The 20,965-nt window shown below is 56.6% G+C and carries 19 protein-coding genes; 9 read left to right on the top strand and 10 right to left on the bottom strand.

Annotated features, from left to right (window positions below):
• The first annotated feature begins 143 nt into the window (after positions 1-143).
• Positions 144-3,536 carry an Ig-like domain-containing protein gene (locus AC3IX1_RS01480; RefSeq protein WP_489386857.1) on the top strand — a complete coding sequence of 1,131 codons (3,393 nt, stop codon included), beginning with the start codon at positions 144-146 and terminating at the stop codon, positions 3,534-3,536.
• A gap of 429 nt (positions 3,537-3,965) precedes the next feature.
• Complete coding sequence (locus AC3IX1_RS01475) at positions 3,966-4,328, top strand: hypothetical protein (protein WP_489386856.1); 363 nt, start codon at positions 3,966-3,968, stop codon at positions 4,326-4,328.
• Between the two features lie 542 nt (positions 4,329-4,870).
• Here the strand turns inward: AC3IX1_RS01475 and AC3IX1_RS01470 are convergent.
• The 9 genes from AC3IX1_RS01470 to AC3IX1_RS01430 form a co-directional block, all read right to left on the bottom strand.
• Positions 4,871-5,368 carry a hypothetical protein gene (locus tag AC3IX1_RS01470; protein WP_489386855.1) on the bottom strand — a complete coding sequence of 166 codons (498 nt, stop codon included), beginning with the start codon at positions 5,366-5,368 and terminating at the stop codon, positions 4,871-4,873.
• Positions 5,369-5,546: 178 nt separating this feature from the next.
• Positions 5,547-5,738: a ribbon-helix-helix domain-containing protein gene (locus AC3IX1_RS01465; protein ID WP_489386854.1), complete on the bottom strand. Its 192-nt coding sequence runs from the start codon at positions 5,736-5,738 to the stop codon at positions 5,547-5,549.
• The gene (locus tag AC3IX1_RS01460) at positions 5,735-6,523 is read right to left on the bottom strand and encodes a hypothetical protein (RefSeq protein WP_489386853.1); all 789 of its coding nucleotides are present in this window, start codon (positions 6,521-6,523) and stop codon (positions 5,735-5,737) included. The genes AC3IX1_RS01465 and AC3IX1_RS01460 overlap by 4 nt, the downstream gene beginning before the upstream one ends.
• Before the next feature lie 3 nt (positions 6,524-6,526).
• On the bottom strand, positions 6,527-7,732 hold the full coding sequence (locus AC3IX1_RS01455; protein WP_489386852.1) for an AAA family ATPase: 1,206 nt from the start codon (positions 7,730-7,732) through the stop codon (positions 6,527-6,529).
• Positions 7,729-8,721 carry a primase/helicase family protein gene (locus tag AC3IX1_RS01450; RefSeq protein ID WP_489386851.1) on the bottom strand — a complete coding sequence of 331 codons (993 nt, stop codon included), beginning with the start codon at positions 8,719-8,721 and terminating at the stop codon, positions 7,729-7,731. Before AC3IX1_RS01450 ends, AC3IX1_RS01455 begins: the two co-directional genes overlap by 4 nt.
• Positions 8,721-8,957, bottom strand: a complete 237-nt coding sequence (locus tag AC3IX1_RS01445) for a hypothetical protein (RefSeq protein WP_489386850.1) — start codon at positions 8,955-8,957, stop codon at positions 8,721-8,723. Before AC3IX1_RS01445 ends, AC3IX1_RS01450 begins: the two co-directional genes overlap by 1 nt.
• On the bottom strand, positions 8,954-9,097 hold the full coding sequence (locus tag AC3IX1_RS01440) for a hypothetical protein (protein WP_489386849.1): 144 nt from the start codon (positions 9,095-9,097) through the stop codon (positions 8,954-8,956). Before AC3IX1_RS01440 ends, AC3IX1_RS01445 begins: the two co-directional genes overlap by 4 nt.
• Before the next feature lie 3 nt (positions 9,098-9,100).
• Positions 9,101-9,475, bottom strand: coding sequence for a helix-turn-helix transcriptional regulator (locus AC3IX1_RS01435; protein WP_489386848.1), 375 nt, complete (start codon positions 9,473-9,475; stop codon positions 9,101-9,103).
• Positions 9,476-9,781: 306 nt separating this feature from the next.
• Positions 9,782-11,230, bottom strand: a complete 1,449-nt coding sequence (locus AC3IX1_RS01430; protein WP_489386847.1) for a tyrosine-type recombinase/integrase — start codon at positions 11,228-11,230, stop codon at positions 9,782-9,784.
• Between the two features lie 374 nt (positions 11,231-11,604).
• Between AC3IX1_RS01430 and AC3IX1_RS01425 the strand changes: the two genes are divergently transcribed.
• From AC3IX1_RS01425 to AC3IX1_RS01395, 7 genes are all read left to right on the top strand, one after another.
• Positions 11,605-12,933, top strand: coding sequence for a tyrosine-type recombinase/integrase (locus AC3IX1_RS01425; protein ID WP_489386846.1), 1,329 nt, complete (start codon positions 11,605-11,607; stop codon positions 12,931-12,933).
• A gap of 904 nt (positions 12,934-13,837) precedes the next feature.
• Positions 13,838-14,818 (top strand): integrase domain-containing protein, encoded by a 981-nt coding sequence (locus tag AC3IX1_RS01420; RefSeq protein ID WP_489386845.1) that lies wholly within the window; start codon positions 13,838-13,840, stop codon positions 14,816-14,818.
• Positions 14,815-15,090 carry a hypothetical protein gene (locus tag AC3IX1_RS01415; protein WP_458292883.1) on the top strand — a complete coding sequence of 92 codons (276 nt, stop codon included), beginning with the start codon at positions 14,815-14,817 and terminating at the stop codon, positions 15,088-15,090. Before AC3IX1_RS01420 ends, AC3IX1_RS01415 begins: the two co-directional genes overlap by 4 nt.
• A gap of 298 nt (positions 15,091-15,388) precedes the next feature.
• A complete protein-coding gene (locus tag AC3IX1_RS01410) occupies positions 15,389-15,886 on the top strand; it encodes a hypothetical protein (RefSeq protein WP_093543069.1) in 498 nt (165 codons plus the stop codon).
• Position 15,887: 1 nt separating this feature from the next.
• A complete protein-coding gene (locus AC3IX1_RS01405) occupies positions 15,888-16,256 on the top strand; it encodes a hypothetical protein (RefSeq protein WP_489386844.1) in 369 nt (122 codons plus the stop codon).
• A gap of 499 nt (positions 16,257-16,755) precedes the next feature.
• Positions 16,756-17,844, top strand: coding sequence for a hypothetical protein (locus AC3IX1_RS01400; RefSeq protein WP_489386843.1), 1,089 nt, complete (start codon positions 16,756-16,758; stop codon positions 17,842-17,844).
• A gap of 130 nt (positions 17,845-17,974) precedes the next feature.
• Positions 17,975-19,519, top strand: coding sequence for a hypothetical protein (locus AC3IX1_RS01395; protein WP_489386842.1), 1,545 nt, complete (start codon positions 17,975-17,977; stop codon positions 19,517-19,519).
• An 867-nt stretch (positions 19,520-20,386) separates the two neighbouring features.
• Here the strand turns inward: AC3IX1_RS01395 and AC3IX1_RS01390 are convergent.
• A complete protein-coding gene (locus AC3IX1_RS01390) occupies positions 20,387-20,698 on the bottom strand; it encodes a TM2 domain-containing protein (protein ID WP_489386841.1) in 312 nt (103 codons plus the stop codon).
• Positions 20,699-20,965 lie beyond the last annotated feature (267 nt).

The raw sequence follows: 20,965 nt of genomic DNA, 5'->3' as shown, positions 1-20,965 counted from the left end.
ACAACTTACTAATTACTCAGAGTTTTTATTCCCTTCCTCGTCCATGGCCCGGCGGTTGCATAGCCCCTTGCAACGCAGACAGGTGCTGTCACCAGGTGGGGATGGCAGGTTTCGCCGTTTCGCTATGTCGCGAGGGGAAGCTCATGAAAATCCTTGCATCGCCGTTCAATTCGCTCCTTTTCTTAAGGGTTTCGGGCGCCGGCTCTGTACTGTTCATCACCTTCAGTCTGTCCCAGGTCAACGCCGTACCGCTGGATGATTTCGGCCCGCCACCACCGACAGACCCCTCGGCGTATACCTCTCCGGCGGCCGACCCCAAGGCCGCGCTGGATGCCATAGAGGCCATGCCCCCCGTCAACCAGGGCGCCATCGCCCTGCCCAATGGCGTGTTTGGCACCCGCACCACGCCAACGGTCGACAACGTGCTGCCGCCAGCCCTGCAGACATCCTTCAAGATCCCCACCAATGGCAAGCCCAGCCCATTGTTCGGGGCTCAGCCGTACACTCAGCAACTGCTGCTGTTCGAAGAATTCGGCACGGAGAAACTCGACCCGACACTGCCGCCGCCTACCCTGACCTTCCCGGTTCCGATCGTCGGCCCGGCGCCCACCCAGGACCCGAACAACATCGCCCGCAGCGGTCCTTCGGCCGTGGCGCTGGAAGCCTTTATGCGCCAGCCGGGGCTGTACCCGTTTCCGTCGCAGTATTCCAACGTGCTGGACCGCAACCCGTGGAAAGCGCAGATCGAAGCCTTTCTCAACCGCCATCCGGTCGGCTCGCCGGCCGAAGGTCGTCCGCCAGGAAAAGGCTGGTCGCACCAGCGCTGGAACGAGTTTTACCCGCAGGTCGCCTTCAAGACCGCTCAAGCGGGCGCCAAGCTCAACGGTGGCATGCGCGACCGCCGGCAGTTGCACAACTACGCCGTCGGTGAGTTCGGGCCTGGTGGGCTCTACAACCAGACCTCGGACACCCCGGTCATTGCGGGCACCACCAAAGGCATCGACACCCGTTTTCACCCCAACATGCCGATTCAGAACCACAAGGCGCTCTGGACCTTCGACGGCACCTTTCCGCCAAAACTGCTGATGGTGCGGTACGGCCAACCGGTGCTGATGCGCCACTACAACGCCCTGCCGATCGATCCGTCGGCCAACATGGGGTTCGGCCTGCACACCCTCAGCACCCACGAACACAACGGCCACTCCCCGGCCGAAAGCGATGGCTTTTCCGGTGCGTTTTTCTTTCCGGGACAATATTACGACTATCGCTGGCCGATCCAGTTGGCCGGTTACGACACCATCAACACCAGCGCTCAGGATCCGCGCGCGGCGTTCCCCTGCGCCCCGGGCGAAACCCTGTTTGTCAATGATGCCACTCCGGGCCTCAAGACGTGCAATAACGGCAGCATCAAGATCCGTGGCGACTGGCGCGAAACCATGAGCACCCACTGGTTCCATGACCACATGGTCGATTTCACCGCACAGAACGTCTACAAGGGCAACGCGGTGATGATGAACTACTACAGCGCCTTGGATCGTGGCAACGAAGCGCTGGAAGACGGCGTCAACCTGCGTCTGCCCAGCGGTTCGGCGTTGCCCTGGGGCAATCGCGACTATGATGTGAACCTGATGCTGGCCGACAAGGCCTGGGACGCCAATGGTCAGCTGTGGTTCAACCCGTTCAACACCGATGGCTTTCTCGGCGATCAGCTCTTGGTCAACTGGCAGTACCAGCCGCGCCTGAAGGTGCGGGCGCGCAGCTATCGCTTCCGCATCCTCAATGGCTCGGTGTCGCGCTACTTCAGGATTGCGCTGGTGCGTGAAGTCGTCGGCACCGGTGGCGAATTCCCCGGCCCGGCAGGTTCCGGCCTGTCCTATACCCGCGTGCCGTTCCACTTGATCGCCAACGACGGCAACCTCATGGAACACGCCGTGCCGTTCGACGGCAGCATGGACCTGGACGCCGACGGCGATGTGCAGAACCACAACGCCATCCTGCCCACCATGGGTATCGCCGAGCGTTACGACATCATCGTCAACTTCGCGAAAAACGGGATCAGCACCGGCGACAAGCTGTACTTCGTCAACCTGATGGAGCACCACGACGGCAAGGGGCCGGAGGCTACAGTGCTGAGCCTGGCCGATGTCCTGTCCGGCAAGTACAAGGCGGTGCTCAAGCTGGGCAGCAAAGGGCTGGAATGGGACGCCGGCGACCCGGTGGTGGGCAAGTTCATGCAGATGGTGGTCCAGCCTTATGCTGGCCAGGACGTGAGCATGATCCCCGCCGACTACGAACCCGCCAAGCCGGGCAAGGCGATGGGTAAAAGCATGATCCCGCTGACTATCAACCGCGACGATCCGACAATGCAGGCCAAGCTCAAGGTGGCGCGGCATCGCGAGTTCATCTTCGGCCGCTCCGACGGCACCGACGAAGCACCCTGGACCATCAAGACCGACGGCGGTTTAGGCTTCCAGATGGACCCTCGAATCATCAGCGCCGCTCCGCAACTGGCCAACGGCCCGACCCCTGCCGGGTTCTCCGGCGACGGCACCCTGGAGGTGTGGAGAATCAAGAACGGCGGCAACGGCTGGAACCACCCGGTGCACGTGCACTTCGAAGAGGGCATCGTCCTCCATCGCGATGGCAACCCGCCACCGGAATGGGAAAAGTGGGCGCGCAAGGACGTCTATCGCATCGGCGATGGCATCGACAGTTCGGTGGACGTGGACATTGCGATCCGCTTCCGGGAGTTCGCCGGGACCTACATGGAGCACTGCCACAACACCCAGCACGAGGACACGTCCATGTTGCTGCGCTGGGATATCGAGCATCCGGGCCAGTTCCAGATGATGCCAGCGCCCCTGCCCGGCTGGGACGGCGTCACCTACGTCAACTCCGCTGCGCTGCCGACCTTCCGCACTGGCGATAAACGTGAAGAGGGCGGCGATAACCAAAAACCGGTCGCCAACCCCGACAGCGCCATCAGTAACACCGGCCAACCAGTGATCATCAACGTGCTGGCCAACGACACCGACCCCGACGGTAACGTGCCACTCAAAGTGGTGGGCCTGGAGCAACCGGACTCCGGCAAGGGCGTGGTCAGCACCGATGGCCTGCGCGTGACCTACACACCACCGGCCACGGTCCCCGCGCCGTTCACCGCGACCTTTTCCTACAGCGCCAGCGATGCCAGGAACGCGGAGTCGGAACCGGCGACGGTGTCCGTGGCGGTCTCGGCAGCGGTCAACGAGAACCTGATCGTCACCAGCGCTACCGTCACCGCTCGCAGCAACAGCCGCTACTACTGGGTCCTGTCCGGCACCACCTCGCGTGGCACGGGCAATACCATCAGGGCAACGGCTACGACCACAACCGGTACGGTGAACCTTGGCGCCGCCGTCCTGACGCTGACACCGACAGGCGCGCGCTGGAACATAGCGGTGACGACCGCCGGCAGTGGTCCGTCGCCCAGCCCGACGGCGACCATCAAATCGGCCTTCGGCAAAACCGTGACGGTGCCGATAAAGGCGAACTGAGTACAACCAGGCTTGAGCGATGAGGGGCTCATAGGTTTTGAGGCCCTTCTGCTACAAGAAAATTGACAACTTGTCTGGCTGTCAAATCTTCAGAAGACCGGCATTTCAAGCCATAGCTCAGAGCTAGAGTTTCCATCGTCGGCGGACAAATGGCCGTTATGGGTGTTGACGCTAACGCCGAATTGAACCATCGCCGACGCCACACTGCCCCTCCTCCGACCGGAACAAATCCAGCACAGGCAATGGTTCGCAAGGAATCAGGCTGGGTCAAAAACATCTCGGTAACCGGGTCAATTCGGCAGCGGCGCCAACAGCCGGTCCGATCTTCGACTCATTCATGCTAGTAGCGACATCTGTGTGAGCTGCTGGAACCGGCAGCGCGAGTGGAAGCTTGGCAGGAATGCCAGAGGGAAGGCTCCAAAGACATACGTGCCACTCCGTACACGTCGCGTCGGCATTATCGTCAATGGCAAGCCTGGCTATCGGTTAGTTGCTGAAACTCAGAATGACACCGAGGTGCTGGCCAGGTGCATTCGAGAGATGCCGGACGGCTTGGCCTTTCACGATGAGCAGCCGGGTATCACCGCCTGGAACGAACAGGCGCAGCGCTTCGAGTACCGCGATCGGAATGACCCTGGTAACGTAATGCTAGAGCTGGAATATGGTGGTCTGATTCACTACGTCTCCGTGAATGAGACCAGCCTGCGCCCTGGCGAAATGGTCGCGGCACCGTGCATACCCACGGTGCGGATGAACGCACACACCGCAGCGACCTGGCTTGCCCTGGATTAGGACGGCAACGGCGCTGCAATCACTAGCGAAGGCGTCCCCAGGCGATCGTGTGCTCGGCTTGTGGCATCGCTCAGGTCCAAGCCCGGGCCATTGCCGGCCGCGTCGACTGCCGCTGCCCAGCTTGTGAGGCAAAATCACTCTCCGCTTAGGCTATCGATGCAGTTCCGTGCTAGCCCAGTGATAGCCAGCCAAACAAAAATAGAACGACAGTAGCGGAAAGTGCTTGATTTATATGGTGTCCCAGGGCAGATAAGAACTGCCAACCTTCCCCTTAGGAGGTGTGAGGCGGCACGACATGCAGGGAACCACCGTCCTGCTCATCGATGCCAGGGGCGTCGGGCTACTCGGCGCGCGGTAGTTGGTTGATCCATGCGGGACCGTGTCGGATTGCGCTGGCCACCTGTTCAGCATCGGCGTCAGCCAGGTCGAGCGGCTCGTGCGGCCCCAAATACCGGCCCTCCAAGAGTTCTGAAGGTCGAGCGCCCAGCAATCGCGACTCGTGTCAGCAAGCTGCGCGACTGCTGGGGCGGCCAGGCTCAGTGTTAACGCTTGATCGCCTTCAGCAGGGTGGCCAACGTCACTTCGTCGCCGACCTCAATCCACCAATCCTGGTCGTGCTGGAGGAGCGCCCCGCCCCGGTAAAGCGGGTCACGGGTGAAGCGCTTGATCGTACGCGGGTCGGCCTCGGGGTCGACCGCCTCACAGAGTACCAGGTAGCAGGGCGCTCCCTGGTGGATCGCCTGAACATGGCGGAGGCGTTCTGTGTAGCCCCAGCGCCTGGCAGCCAGGGGGAACTGCTCCAGGTGGGTCAGTTCCACGCACTGACGGCCAGGGTAACTTGGTATGCGGGCGATACGGTCACGCCAGACACGCAGAAACACCGTGCCATTGGGGTGGAGTGCACCCCAGGAGCGGCGGGTGTCGTGGAACGGCGCGCCGAGTCGGATGAACAGATCGGTAATAGTATCTTGGTAGGCGGGTTGGGCGTGGCGAGAGGGCATGGCAGGTGCCTCATTGGGGGACCATCTTGAGGCTAGCATGCGTGCACTGAGCCGCTGATCGCTGGCCAGCCTGCTGGCAGTCGCGCCACACCCGGTTTTGATATTGCTCCACGTCGACACGGTCAGCATTTGGACGCTCGGCCCCCCCTTCGCGCGCGTACGCGCGTGGAATTGTCCGTAAATCATCAAAGTGTTGGTGTTGTAGGGACTCGCTGAATCATCCAAGCCTGTCGCGGGCTAGCTTCTCCTTGATGGCCAGGCGCACGAACTCTGAGCGGTTGCCGGCGGCAGGGTGCTGGCCGCCGTAGGGATAGTGGATCAGCCGGTCGATGGCCTCGATGACGGCGGTTTCCACGGACACAATCAGCCGTTCCTTGGCCTTGTCGCCAAACAGGCGGTTCTTGCTCATGGTGCTGACTCCAGTGGGGTGCGCTCATAGATGACGCGCAGATCGGCGCCGGTTGCACAGTACCGGCCTGTCGGTGCGTGGCAGTCGCGGCAGCTCATTAGGTGGTTGGTGTATGCCGCATCGGCCTCTCGCCACGCCTGTGGCGCTGTAGCGGCGGTGTGGATGGTGCGCTGCGGCTCGATCTTCTCCTCGACGATCAACCGCTCGACCGGCTGCTCGATTCGCTGCGGACGGTTGATCCATGCTGGGCTGGCGCGGATCGTATCGGCCACCATCGCTGCATCGGTGCCGGCCAGCTCGGCAAGGTCGTGCTGCTCCAAGTGTCCGCCTTCCAGCAGTACGGCCGGTCGGGTGCCCAGCCGCCGCGCGACACGGGCTAACCAGGTGCTCGGCGGTGGCGGCGGTACTGCCGGCGTAGCGAGGGTGCCGGCCTGCGCCTCGTCGATCTCCGCCTCTGTAAGCGGTCGCTCGACGCCGGGCACGGCCACCACAGCCAGCAGATCGTCGCCGCAGTGCAGACGCGCCTCCTCCTCGATGTTGGCGGTGCTCCGCTCGCCGCATAGCTGAATCACACGGCCATCGACCAGCGCCAGCAGATGCAGCCAAGTCGCCGGGGCGGCAGTGATCTCATTCGCGACGCTCAGTTCGGCCAGCAGCTCGACCTTGTGCGTGACGATGTACTGGCGAAGCTCCAGGGTGATCCGCTCGACTGGCGAGGCGCGCAGCTTGTCGGCTACGGTCTCGACAGTCAGACCGGCCCGGCGCAGGTAGTCCAGGGCGGCCATTGGTTAGAACTCCTCGAAGTTGGCGGCGGGTTGTCCGGTTCCTGTCCGGCTTTCGTCCGGTTCCTGTCCGGTTTGTCCGGTGTTGTCATCCTTTGGCCTGTCCGTCCGGTCCGGTTCCTCTAAGGGGGACAGGACAGGACGGACAAGAAACACATGTGGCCCGTCAACTCGAATTTGATTGCGATCAGTCAAGGTGTTCTTTACATCGTGGAATCTCTGGCGAGGGATGTCGACCTCCTCGCACTTCGCCTTCCAGTCATCAACCAGGATGTTTACCGGGTGGTCCTCGCGACCCTGCCGGGCAAGCCGGTCGGCAATCTCCGTATGCAACTGTTCCAGGAGTTCAAGCGCGGCCTTCTGGTGTTTGCCCAGCTTCGCCGTCACAGGGACAGGCGCGGTGTACTCGGTCAACTTCAGCGCCGCGCCGCCGACCAGGCTCCCTGCATCGTCGCGCACTGGCACGCTGACCAGTTCGAAAGCGAGCGGCGGCGGTTCCTCGGCGTCCTTCATCTTGCGCGGAGTCAGGCGGATCAACTTGTCGTCGTCGCTGCGACTGACTTCGTACTCGGCATCAGCGGCCCCCTTCAGGGCCGACGATCCGCGCGCGCCCTTCTCGCCGTCCTTGCCGCTGTGGTGGACGATCAGCACTGTAGCCTTCCACTGCCGGCGCAGCGCATCGGCATTGCGAACAAAATGCCCCACGTCCGTGGCGCTGTTTTCGTCACCGCCGAAGTTGCGGGCCATCGTGTCGATAACGATCAGCACCGGGACTTCGCCAGTCGCATCTGTGAGTTGCTGAACCGCCTCGGCTACCTTCGCCGCATTGGTGGCGCTGGATAAATCGGTGGGAGCTTCGGACACGAACAGCAGCGCCGGCATATCACAGCTGTTGTACTGCGCCCAGGCGCGCAGGCGGCGGGCCAGCCCGTTGTGACCTTCTCCGGCGATGTAGAACACGGCTCCCGGCTTCACGTCATGCCCGTGGAACAGGGTTCCCGTGGCGATGCAGCACGACACGTCCAGGGCGAAAAACGATTTACCCTTGCCGGGTGGCCCGTACAGTACCGCCAGCGCGTCTTCCTCGATGTAGTTGTGGACCAGCCAGACGACAGGCTTTACCGGCATATCGCAGGCTGCGACGAACCGGAACGGAGGCACGGGTGCCGGCCCGGTCGGGGTCTGAATATTGGTCATCAGCGACGCATTCATAACCGACCCTCCCGCCAAACGGCCAAATCGTTGTAGTCGGACAGATGCAGCGGCGCATCGTCCGGCCAAGCCGGCAGGACGTACCCGCAACCGAGCTGGGTCGCCGCATGGATGGCAGCCAGCTTGCCCACGTTGGGCTTGCCCTCGGCTTCCTTGGCGCGATCATCGTCGCCACCGACGATCAGCACGGCATCGGGATAGCGACGCTTCAGCTCCTCGCCAGCCGGCAGCAGATTGCCCGAAGTCATTGCGGCGGCTACCGGCTTGCCGGTCTGTTCGTGCAGGGTGGCGGCAGTGGCGATGCCCTCGACGGTGTACAGTTCAACGCCGGCCTCGATACGTCCGAACGGGCAGTAGCAGCCGGTGATCCGGCCTCCCGGCAGGAACCGCTTGCCGCCATCGGCAGCGATGCGTTGCAGGTTCACCACAACCCCGCGCCAGCAGATCGGAACCAGCAGCACGTCGCCGAGCTGGCGCAGGTGATGGGGCTTGATGCGCTTGCGGGCCAGGTACGGGTGGCGCGGATCAGCCAGACCAGCAAGTCCCCAGTCGTGACGCGCAAGGGCGGCGGCGCGGTCCCATGCGGCCTGACGTTCCGCCTCGGCTTTCTGCTGGCGCTCCTCCCGCTGGCGGGCGATGCGCTGGCGCTCGGCTTCCTCGGCGAGCATGTCGCGCTTGGGGTGGTCGCCGCCGAACGACAGCCCCAGTTGCCCGACGATCATCCGGGCGGCATCGGCCTGCCGGCAGCCGCGCAAGTAGGCGAGCAGCGATACCAGATCGCCGCCCTTGTCGCCGCTGGCGAAGTCGTGCCAGGTGCCGGTGGTCAGGTTGACGCTGAACGATCCCGGCCTGCGATCGCCGCGTACCGGGTTGGTCGGCCAGAACTCTTTGCCCTTGCGCGTGCCGTCCGGCAGCCAGTCGGCGAGCAGTTGGTCGGCAGCGAGCAGCGCTGCGTCTGCGATGCGTTGAATGTCGAAGTGCAGAGTCATCAGTGGAGGCCCTCCGGCGCTTCGTGAACTTCCGGGCGGGTGGCGTCCAGACCCTTGAGCAGCGTTTCGCGCCCCAGGCCCTGGGCTTGCAGGATGGTGCTCAGGCACAGCCAGCAGGCAAACATGACTACTTCGCTCGGGGTGTCGCTGTCGCGGGCATAGCCGACAATCAGCGGCAGCAGTTGGTCGAAGATGAACGGCTCGTGATCCTCGACGCGATGTCCGGTGTAGGTCATGCCGACACCTCCGCCAGCCAGTGCAGACCGACCAGCGCCAGCAGGAAGCCGATGGTGTACGCGTTGCCGAGCAGGTCGGCGGCTTTCTTCAGGCCGAATGCTACCGGCCCGAGTTGATTCGCGGGTTGTTGGGTACGCATGGGTTACGCCTCCTGCTGGGTCAGGAAGGCTTCAACGGCAGAATCATCCCAGCGAACCGAGCGACCAAAGCGGATCGGCGCAGGAAAGCCATCAGCATGCGACCAGCGCCACCAGGTGGTGCGGCTTACTTGGTATTTGGTGCAGAGCTGCGCAGCAGTTGCGAGCGCGCCAGGGATCGGCAGGTTGGGGGCGGTATCGGTGTCACGGGGTGTGCGGGTGGCAATTTGAGCCATGTTCGATTTCTCCAAAATACGGAAAAACCGAGGGGTGAAAGCACCACCAGCGGTCAGGCTTTTGCCGTCAAGTAGATTGACAACTTGCAACCGCTTAACCATTGGTAATACAGTCTCATGCGCGTCAAGTTTCTTGTCGCGCAAATAAGCAGAAGACTCTCAAAACTTCGCTTACCCTCGGGGTTGTGTACTGGCCTAGCTGGCATGCAAAGGACGCGTCAAACGTCCCCTCCCGAAACGGCCCCGGTACGCCAAATACCGGGGCTTTTTCTTTGTCTGCATTCCAACTGACGCAAGAGGATTGGCAAATCTCGATCAAAACAGTCACGAGGTTTCACCAAAGCCCTACCTGCTTAGCCAGTGCCCAGATAGTAACAGCACATTCCACTCATTGCAGAACCGCACGCGAACTCTTTTCAGCGGCGTTTTTTCTCGATGTGAGCTCGCTGTTCAGATTTTCCGTTTAGGCAATGACACCACTTTATTGGCCCGTTTCTTCACCTCTCCCAGGGTCACCGAAAGGGCCCTATCGAACAGATCCGCGGCTCGCCGCTTCTCAGGCAGGTATGCCTTGGGATCGTTCCGATAGTGCCATCCCACCACCCCGGTCTGACCATGACTCTGTAATAGATCAGAGTCAGTATTAGACACTCCGTGACGCTGCATCAGCTGGGTACAGGTGCGGCGAAGATCACGCGGCGAAAAGCTCGGTGTCCGCTGCTCATCTATAACCGCATGGCCAGACTCCAGCCAGTCGGCTACGGCGTGGGTCGGACTGCTGATAACGATGTGTTGCTTTCCATTCGTAGTCCACGGCCATACATAGTCGCCAGTGATGCCCGCCACCTGCTTCATGATCTCGATAGCACGTGGTTTCAACGGTACTAGATGCGGTCTGCTCATGGCCTGACCTCCCCGCCCCTTGCGGTCAGTCAAGCGTACGGTGCCAGCCTCAAGATCGTAATCAGCCCAGGTTGTTTCTAGGATGTTCTTGATGCGCTGGCCGCCGGTGGCAATAACGAACTTAAACAGCAGCGCCATGACTGGCCCGACGCCCTCGGTGCTTTCAATGGTGTCCCAGAATCGCCGCAGCTCGATATCAGAAAGAGCGCGTACGCCAGGCGCAGATACCTTCTCGACCTTGACCGTGGCGGCGGGATTCATCTCTAGACTGTAAACCTTGGCAGTCGCGCGACCGACTACGCTCTCGGCAGTCAACCCATGGTTAAACGCTGCCGCCAGGAAGGAGCGCATACGGTCGGCCTGAACCTTCGCCCCGCGCTCCCAAATCGGATTGAGAATGGCAAGGATGTGGTCGGCCCGAATGTCCCGCGCTTTTATCTGCATGATGCCCGGGTGCGGCGCTTCCATGTTCGTCTTGAACAGCCGCTCAAGCTCCTTGACGACGCCGGGAGTGGCCTTCTCACGACGCGATTCAATGTAGTCAAGAAACAGATCGGCCAAGCTGCCACGCGCGGCCTCAACCTCTGCTGTGCGCTGGCGCTCTTGAGCCTCCTGCTCTGCCTTCATGCGCTCAATTTTGACAGCTTGTTCTGCCTGAATGCGGGCGGTCTCGGCTTCTGCATTCTGCTTCGCCAGATAGGCTTTAACGTCGCCGTGCTCTTTGGCTATCTGCGCCATGGCGGCAGCTTTGTCCCGCAGCTCCGGCAAAGCCAGGCCGATCTCGCGCGCAGTGCGGCGATATACCCCGAGCTTCAACAGCACTTGCTTACCGGCTAGATGGTATCGGTAATAGCAGGCGGGAGACCCATCATTGGGGCGCTTGAATATCAGTGCCCCCGTACCACGTCCAGGCAGGCTTTCGACCAGTGGCGCACATCCGGGCACCATCCCTCGCACCTTCTGATCATTAACTGTTTTAGGTGTATTGCTCGTCATGATCGCCTCTGGCTTGGTCACAGCTTTGGTCACAGCTTCTCGGATAACTCAAGGCTACAGCGCGAAACCAAGCGAAACAATGAAATCAGAAAATACCGCGTAACTACTGGCCTACACGACGTTTTAGGTAATTTGTGAAACGAGGAAAAACATCATAGCAAGCCGCTTGTAATCAGTAGGTCCCGGGTTCGATTCCTGGTGCCGGCACCACATTAGGCTCCATTGCATTCCACCGAATGCTCTGGAAGCCCCGAAAACCCGCCCTTTGGCGGGTTTTTTCGTTCCAGGACCCTCTGTCGGGATCCAACAAAATCCCCCTTCCCCGAGGGTATGTTAGGGGTACTGCGATTTCCCGGTCAGGAGCGCGTACCCCTATGCCACGTCTAGCGATCCCCCTCAGCGACCTGCAATGCCGCACGGCCAAAACCCGCGAACGCGCCTACAAACTGTTCGACGGCGGAGGCATGTACCTTTTCGTCAAACCCAATGGCGTGAAGACCTGGCGCTTGAAGTACACCAAGCCCAGCGGCAAGGAAGGCACGCTCATCATCGGCAATTACCCCATCGTTACCCTTTCCGTCGCACGGCGTAAGCGAGACGAAGCCAAGGCGTTGCTGCTAGACAACCTCGATCCAATGGAAGAAAAGAAAAAGGCCAAGATCGTAGCCCAACGGGCGGCACTGCTTTTCGAAACCGTTGCTCTGGAGTGGCACGCTGATATGTCCCGCCGCTGGACCGAAGGCCACGCAAAAACCGTAATGAGCCGACTGCGCACCCACGTCTTCCCGCTGATCGGCCAACGACCCATCGCTGAACTCGATACCCACGACCTGCTAGAGATTACCCAGCGCATCAAGGATCGCGGCACCATGGATGTGGCGTTAAGGGTACAGAACTACTTATCCACCATCATGCGCGGGGCCAAAAGGGCTCGGCAGATCACCATGAATCCTGCACTGGATCTGGCAGGCTCGATTCACGCGCCGCGCACAATCCATCGCCCGGCCCTCTCCCTCAACCGCCTACCCGAACTGCTACACCGTATCGACAACTACAACGGCCGCGAGCTGACACGCCTTGCCGTCCTACTCACGCTGCATGTATTCGTCCGCTCCAGCGAACTGCGCTTCGCGCGATGGAGTGAGTTCGACCTCCAACGCGCCATGTGGGAAATCCCCGATACACGCGCACCGATTGAAGGGGTACGCAACTCCACACGAGGGACCAAGATGAACGGCGACATTCAAATGGTTCCGCTATCACCACAGGTCATCGAAATACTGGAGCGCCTGCGCAGCCTCAGTCGTTTTTCAGAGTTAGTGCTACCGGGAGACCACAAGTACTGGAAGCCCATGTCCGAGAACACGGTGAACACCATGCTCCGCAACGTCGGCTATGACACCAGCAAGGACGTGTGCGGCCACGGCTTCAGGACCATGGCCTGTAGCGCCCTGCTGGAGTCCGGGTTATGGACCGACGCAGCCATCGAAAGACAAATGAGCCACAAGGAACGCAACCGCGTGCGCGCCGCGTATATCCACAAGGCCGAATTCCTCGAACAGCGCAGGCTGATCATGGCGTGGTGGAGCAACTACATCGACGCCAACCGCCATGGGCATGTGACTCCCCACGAATTCGCTCACCCGGTCGGCGACAACATTACCGCCCTACAAAATAGCCGCGGCGCATCCAAACGTGGGTAAGCCAATAAGATCACCGCAGTCCGCCCTTCCACGCGGGTCCATCCAAGCGGGGCTGCAAAGCCGCCCTGCTTGGATGGACCTCATTTAAAAAATCTAAAGCCCACGCGAATTGTCTGTGGAAAACCATAGATTTCCACCGGTGGATAATTTCATCCACAGCCGCAGAATTCCCGAAAATTCGAGCCTTGACCCAAATTATCCACAGGCGTAGAAAAGATCGGGCAAAGCGCTGTCGTTGACAGCAACCCAGGTAGCCAGAACCTTTAAGGCTACGCCACACCGTGGTGGTTCTCCCAAAGTGCGATTAGCGTCCGGCGGCTCGCACGGTCACAGCGATGTGATGGATGCCTACTTCTACCCGAGTGCCCACTGCGGCAACTCATACCCTTTTATAGCTGCCCTGCAGCAATCTATTCGCTTGGCCATTTCACTGCGCCAACCTGCGCCCGTCTCTTTCTCCCGGAAAGAGACGGGCGCTCCTACCGCTGCTGCAGCCCATCTCGTACAAGGCTTTGCGGCATTCCCCCTCGTGACAATCGGCGTGACAAACACCGAAGTCACCAGCAACAGCGATGCAGATGAAGGTGCCGCAGCCCACGGAATGGACTGCACCTGACTGACAGTCAGGCATGCCCCGGTCATCGCATCACTGCCTTCACCCGACTCAGGATCTCGCGGCGCCGGTCTCGTCAGCCAGCGCAGCCTCCACCCGCCCACTTTCTTGGAAGTGTTCAGGAGGCCAGATCATGAGATGCCCAAGCTCCCGGTCGTAAGGAGCCGTCAGTCCCGCGTTAATGGACAACCCTCACAGGTCGCAGGGGCCTTGATCCCTGATAACACTCAACATTCTTGGCGGGATGACGTGGGGAGGGTTTTAAGGGTTAGCTTCGAGAGGAGTTTGATCATGGCACTGGTCGGTAAACGTGACGGGCGCAATTTTGGCTATGGACGGCAACTGAGTTATGCCGGGCCACAGGCGCTACGTGATCTGTTTGGCGGCGGGCATTACGGCACGGTCAAGGCACACAGTGATCGCTGGCTGGCGTTTGTACGCTGGTGTCGGTCGGAGGCTGGGCCGGGGTTTAACGATGCGCGAAAAATTGATCGGCAGACCTTGCTGGACTACGCCGGACATCTGCGCGAGCAAGTTGAACAAGGTGAGCTCGCCATCGCCACCGCGCAAAACCGGTTGTCTAGCGTGAATCGGACCATGGCTGCGCTTCGCGGTGATCTGCATGTGAAGGTCGTGAGTCCGAGCAAGGCATTGGGAATGCGGCGCACCAGTGTTCGTCGTTCAGTGCCGCAAGGCCAAGACCGCGAACAGGTGAAACGGATCGTCGACGTGCTTTGCGAACACCAGCAGGCGCGCGCCGCCGCCATTGCGCATTTGACGCGAGCCACCGGTATGCGCTTACGCGAGGCCATTTTGGCCGACCTACCGCGTCTAAAACGTGAAGCCGAACACTACGACAAAATCAACATCCAGGATGGCACCAAAGGGGGCCGCTCAGGTGCGTCGGCACCTCGCTGGATCAGGGTAGATGATCATATTCGTGACGCCCTGAGGTTTGCCGAAAAGGTCTCGCCCGACGGTAGCCGCAACCTGCTTGCACCGAACGAAAGCTACCTCGATTTTGTGCAGGGAATCGTCCGTCCCGCACGGGACATCCTCCATATGCACAACCTCAAAGGTTTCCACGAATTGCGGGCTGCCTATGCATGCGAACGCTATGAGCAAATCACTCGACATCTCGCGCCCATCAATGGCGGCAACTGCTACCAGCTCGACCGACGCCTTGATCAGGAGGCCCGAGTCCAAGTCAGCTGCGAGCTGGGGCACGGTCGTATCGTCGTGGTGGCGGCTTACATTGGTGGTCGAGCATGAGAATGGCATTCGATATGGATCTGTTCCTGTCAGGCGTCCTGACGGGGTCGCATACCACCCGCCAGCGCCACCTTCGTCAGGCGAAAGCTATCCAAACAGCAATCGCTGAGCGCTGGCAACGCGACAATCCATGGACTTGGCAGAGAAAACACCTTGCGTGGTTTTTGAATCACCATCTAAACCAGCGCACCGAATCGACGCGCTATTACTATTTGCTGACCATGCAATTACTCACTCATCGTCTAGGAAAACCCTGGCAGTTCAACCGCTAAACGAAGGTCAGAAAACGGCTGTGGGCGTTCGCACCAGGTCACTTCCGGCCGGACGCTGGCGTTCGAGACGGCTCGCTTTCGCTCCGAAGCGGGCCGCAGTGTCCCCCAGACCATTGGACTAAAATACTATCTCGATTGAATCTTTGCTGAGTGCCACGCTACCCTTGACGTCGTCAAGAGCTAGCTGCCGGGCTCTATGGAGATAGCCAAGACGAAACAATTTTCGCTATCTACGTTTAACAGAAAAGCTTAGCTCAAGCGCACGACTTGTTATCAAAACAATTATTATGGAGAGCTCATGTCACTTAGCAACATACAAAATCCAATATTGTATTCAACCATGACTGCGCTAGCGTACAATATTAATAAAAAATACTACGATGATAAACATTACATGTGGTGCACGCCTTATTTCGGCTCGGATTTTCAGTCTCCACACTTCACTGTTCCTCCAAGCTCGTCTCCTCTTGAAATCTACAACACGTTGCAAAAAGAGATTGCCGGGGCAGATTTGCACAATACCAAAATAAAGCTAAACCGTCGTGGTATCAGAAATGGCGCGGGCATTATGCTAAGGTTAGGAAAGATAACACAGGAGGTTCACGATGAAATTGTTACTATCTCTAAGAGGGCGACAGATCAACAGTTCAAGCCATTGCTCTGCGTAATATCGCGTTTAGAAGCGGTACCATTCTACAAAAAGGTCGATGTTAAAGAGCGTGCAAACCCACTATCATATGAATATATACTTTCAGATCTCCCTCAGTCAGCATTTGACATAATCAGGATTGGCTAAAATGAATGAGCTTAAGTCGTTAGTTTTAAATACTCCCTTACCTGAAGCTCGATCGGCATTTTATTATTTGAGCCGATACTTAAAGCAAGCTGTACATGATGACTATCAAAAAGATATTTTTGACGATTATCCACAAGCAGAGCTTGGTGAGGAAGTGAAGGCACTAACCAAAAAACTCATAGTTTTTATTGAAAAACACCAAGGTAAACTCGCCAAGGATTTTACTGACGAAGAGTATTCCGATTGGATGAATAAGATAGACGCCGCTGAAAATGGACTTGATCCATTACCCTCCACCGGCCAGATTGATCAGGCCGAGAAAATCATAAAAGAATTGGTAATCCCAACCTTAGGAGCCCGTAAGAAATAAGGCGCTATTTATTCCGTGAAGGTGAATTAAACCTGCTCTGGAGCATATACCGGAAGAGCTTGCTCTTCCCAGGTATTTATATGCCTACGCGACCTAAACAGAATTACCAATACCTATGTAGCTAACGAGGAAACTCACGCGGCCAGATCCAGAAACTACTATTAGAGACATCTACGAAACTGGGAGTGATTAAAATATCATATTGAAAAAAACACATCTAAAAAATATACAGATTAACTTCATATGAGTTTACGTCGCAACGAGTGTTGTTGGTGCGGAAAATCTAAAATTCCAAAAAATGCAATTTGGATCGTGAGAAAATGCCCACGACATGTCCTGCCGACGTCCACAATACTATTATTGTGCTCGTGAAAAGGCCGTTTCCAGCCAGAGTTAGATATCGTTGCCTATGATAGTATCAGGAGCGATAGGTCGTTACTGAAATTACTCTGCCTTTAAGGTACGAGCGTCAATCCCGCTTTCAACGAGTCTTTATTATATGGACACTATTTTCACGCTGAATGCTAGAGGTAATGTTTTTCTTGAGGTGGTTAGCGAAAGCTTTAATATTTCTCAGCCAAGAATGATGGCTGAAATTCAGTCAATGTTTCGTAGTACCGTTCGTGATCTTGGCAAGAGCGGGGTAGACTATACAAAACTAAAAACTGCACTGGTTCCATCGCTGGATCGCAACGAAGCAGGTTTTATCTTCAATTCAACTGCGATAGAATCTAGCAGCTATGGTCGTGAGGTAATGCATCAAATTCTACCTTTGCTGGATCCTAAAAGCACTCAAAGTATCCTCGCTGGAGATCTAGTTGCGGACAATGAAAAGCAAGAGTTCGTCTTCAATCTTCTTCAAGAGAATTTAATTCTAGTCAGATCATTTGAGTATCAACATAGCAATCTTCTTTTTTGCGTATATTTAACGAATATCACCGACACTTCTCTAAAGCGAATCCATGAAGGGCTTAAATCGTTTCCTGCGTATTTAGGTTTTATTCCGACCACTTATACCTCAACAGCAAAGTCTTACCTTTCTACTATTTTAGTCAATCTTTGTATAAAGCGTGAGAGCGTGATACTTCTCGCTCATGAGGATGATCGGTCCAATGATGAGGACATCAACATAACCTTATATCCATTTGAGGACCTTGGTTTTCAGATACGAAGTATCCAATTACATGATTTTAGCCACTTCCTTAGCTACAAAATCGAACGACCAACTTTTCCTGAATTTGAGACAGATACGCATTTTTCTCTTAATGCAATTGCGAGTACGGTATCACCGCTGGCTGGCATGGACATCCTCATAGAGGACGCCAAGTACGATTACTTACTAAAAGCAGGTAAGCTAATTAAGGGAGGACTCGTTGGGACCGAAAAAGAACAATTGGTAAATTTAATTCGATCAAAAATTGAAGCTAGTTACATTTACAATCTTCGCTACATGAAGGATCACGATGTGAAGACATTCAATGTCGTGCTTGAGGTTCCGCGGTCCGTTCCAGGTCAACCGGCCCGCATGAATGTTGCTCTTGAATACAAGCCTGATGATCGCCTTCTACGAATGATTACTCTCTACTAGCTGAATCTCCCTTGGTTTTGTCGAAGACCACCCTCAACGGGCTGTCTTCAGTTTCGTCGGTGCGACAAATTGCCATTACTCCACGTCGCTAATTCTGTTAGATTTTTCTTAACAGGTAAGGAGGATGGCAATGTCTAGCTCGGAAAGATTAGGTGTTTTCGATATATCGGATGCAGAAGGGGTCAACGAGTCCGAACGGTTGCTGATGAGACTGTGTCGGAAGTCATTCTTGAGTTTGTGGGCCCATGCCAACCTGCACACCGACCAAGATATGCGCGATGGAAAAGGTAGCGCGAAGGAATTCGCAGACGTAATGGTGGTGTTTGGAGATGATGTTGTAATTTTTTCAGACAAGCACATTATCTACCAATCCGAAGTCGACACCTCCGTTGCGTGGAAACGGTGGTACAAACGTGCTGTATCGAGCTCTGCGAAACAGTTGTACGGTGCAAAAAGCTGGCTTGAGAGGTTTCCTCAAAGGATCTTTTTGGACTCAAAATGCACCCGGCCTCTTCCTGTGCAGATTCCCGACATTTCGAGGGTGCACTTTCATCTTGTTGCTATCACTCGCGGGAGTGCCGAGACTTGTGCGAAGCATTTTCCAGGTAGTGTTGGGTCACTCATGATCAAAACGGGGGAGGATCACAATGCCTACTCTGATATCCCGTTTACCACTGGACCTTTAGATCCGAATAAAGAATTTGTCCACGTATTTGACGAGCTCTCGCTTGAAGTGTTGATGAGCGAGATGAGTACGGTGAAGGACTTCATCGATTACATAAGCGCGCGCAAGGCCTTTCTACTCAATCCGAACACGACTGTATTCAGTGCAGGGGAAGAGCAGCTCATAGCAGCTTACCTCATGCATTCGGATGAGAATGAAAGTTCGTTCATCCCTCGCACCGAAAGTTTGCCCCAGCTCATTACCTTCGACGAGACCCTATACTCAGGCTTACGAACGCGGCCAGAGTATAGGGAGATGCATGCCCAGAATAGGAAAAGTGGTTTTTGGGATGCATTAATCGAAAAATTTATCGCCATTGGAGATCCAGCGCTCACTGAACTGGGTACCGATCAGAAGAACCACGAAACAGAGCTTGCTCTTCGGCTGATGGCCTCGGAAACCAGGTTCATGAGGCGCGAGCTTGTCCGCAACTTCTTCGAGATGATTGATCTGGCGAAGGCTGGGCATTACGTGCGAAGAGCTCGTACCCTGACTACCCGGCAAGCCCCAAGTCTCCTCTATATTTTCTTGGTATGCCCCAAGCTTGAAGGGCAGACATATGAGGAGTACAGAAGGTATCGGTGCAGCATGCTGCTGTCGTATGCACAATGCGCGAAGCTGAAATTTACTCAAGCTAAAATCATCGTCGCTCTCGGGTTCGATCATCCATTGAAGGATTACCAGGGTGGCTCTGAGGATCTGTGTGTATACATGCACGATGAGTACACAGAGGATGAGCGAGTCCAGGTAGAGAGGCTGCGAGCTGAGCTTAGGATCTATGCTGAGTCCTCAAATCCAGCCGAAAGCAGGAGCTATCAATTTCCTGTTGCGCGCGAAAACCAATCCGACACCAACATCGTTTCTGAGCTTGCTGTAAAAAAACAAGGGAAGGCCAAGAAGTCCAGAAACAAAAACCAGAAGCAAGCTAGAAGAGCTAATCGAAAAAAGTGATGCTGGTTTGCCGCTGCGGAGAATCAAGTGTAGCGCTGAAGTCAACGCCCGCTTCTTGCCGTCTGTTGCCTGTCGCCACCGCAGCTTTTGGCGGATTCCTGCCTATTCTCTACGGAGGGGATGATCGACAACGTTCGAATTCAAAAGGTTTATCATTCCGTATGCGGCTCTGAACTACTTGCAGACCGACAACGTACTGACATTTCAAAAATCCCGATTCGATTCCACCGAACGCCATAACTAGCTGATTTATTTATAGTTACTAGTTGGGGTACGCCGAATTTTCCACCGAAATCCAGACGCCCGGAATACCTGGCCTCCCCGATGCATACCGTTCGTCTGGTGCCGCACCATACAAAACGAAGGCTCGCAGAAATGCGGGCCTTTGTTGTTTCTGGCATCCAGAAATCCAGCTGCTACAAACAGCCCCTGTAGATACCGTCTTACCCCTCACCTGCACCAAAATCTGGCTGCACACTTACCCGCTACAATTTCACTTCAGCGTGACGTTGACGACCTGCTCCAGCGACTTAAAATGCACCCTAATACACCCGCCAAGCCTAGGTTGACCCAGTCAGCAAGCTCAAATCGTGCGGGTTTTCTTTGCCTGGAAAAAACTACTTGAGGCCCTTCGACAAGCCGGCTCTCAGCGTAGAAAACAATTTGAGCTGCTAAGCAACGAGGCTTGCACGTCGATCTGCCCACTGATGGCCAGGCTGGTTGAGGTTGCCGGTACTCAAATCGATTCGTTACCAGCAAGAGCTGACAGGGTCTGGATCCTTTTCGGGGTTGATCCAGCGGCGCAGAACCTCATCAGTCGTGTTTACTCAGCGACCTCCAAGATTGACTCGAATCAGGTAACGAACTTTAGTTTTCCTGGATGAGAGCCACTTCAAGGCGGGCATCATGTCGAACTTTTTCAGAATGCTCACGAATAATGCCTGGAATCAAAAAGAGGTCCACTAGCAGCCAGATGCCTGTGACGATAAGAGGGATCAGAGTAAAAAAACCGACGATCGTGATAATCAATTGTGCGACCGCAGTTCCGGTCTTACCGAGATAGAACCGGTGACCACCGAAGCCTCCCAGGAAAAACCACAGCAGATAAGCCACGCCTGTTGATTTTTGTGCATTGGCGACCTTTTGCTCAATTAGCATCTCAGCTTGCAGGGAAGACATTCAGATTTCCTTTCCCATCAGGGAGTCCATGTGCCGGGATGACACTAAGGTCAATTGAAGCGCAAGGATGGCATCTTGCAATCAAACATCTGAAATTGAGTGAGCTGGCGGCGGCGTTTTTCAAGGTCGTCGGCTAAAGGCAAAACATGCAGCAACAGAGTAGGCGTACACCCATCTACGTACCGAGCACAGCACATGCTCACAGCTTACTAGTTCCCGATTCGATCCCACTGAAAGCCATAACCAACTGATTTATTTATAGTTACT

It is taken from the genome of Pseudomonas sp. KH_046_2 (assembly GCF_057838985.1).
The sequence above is the reverse complement of the archived record's forward strand: the minus strand, read 5'-3'. Positions and strand labels throughout refer to the sequence as shown.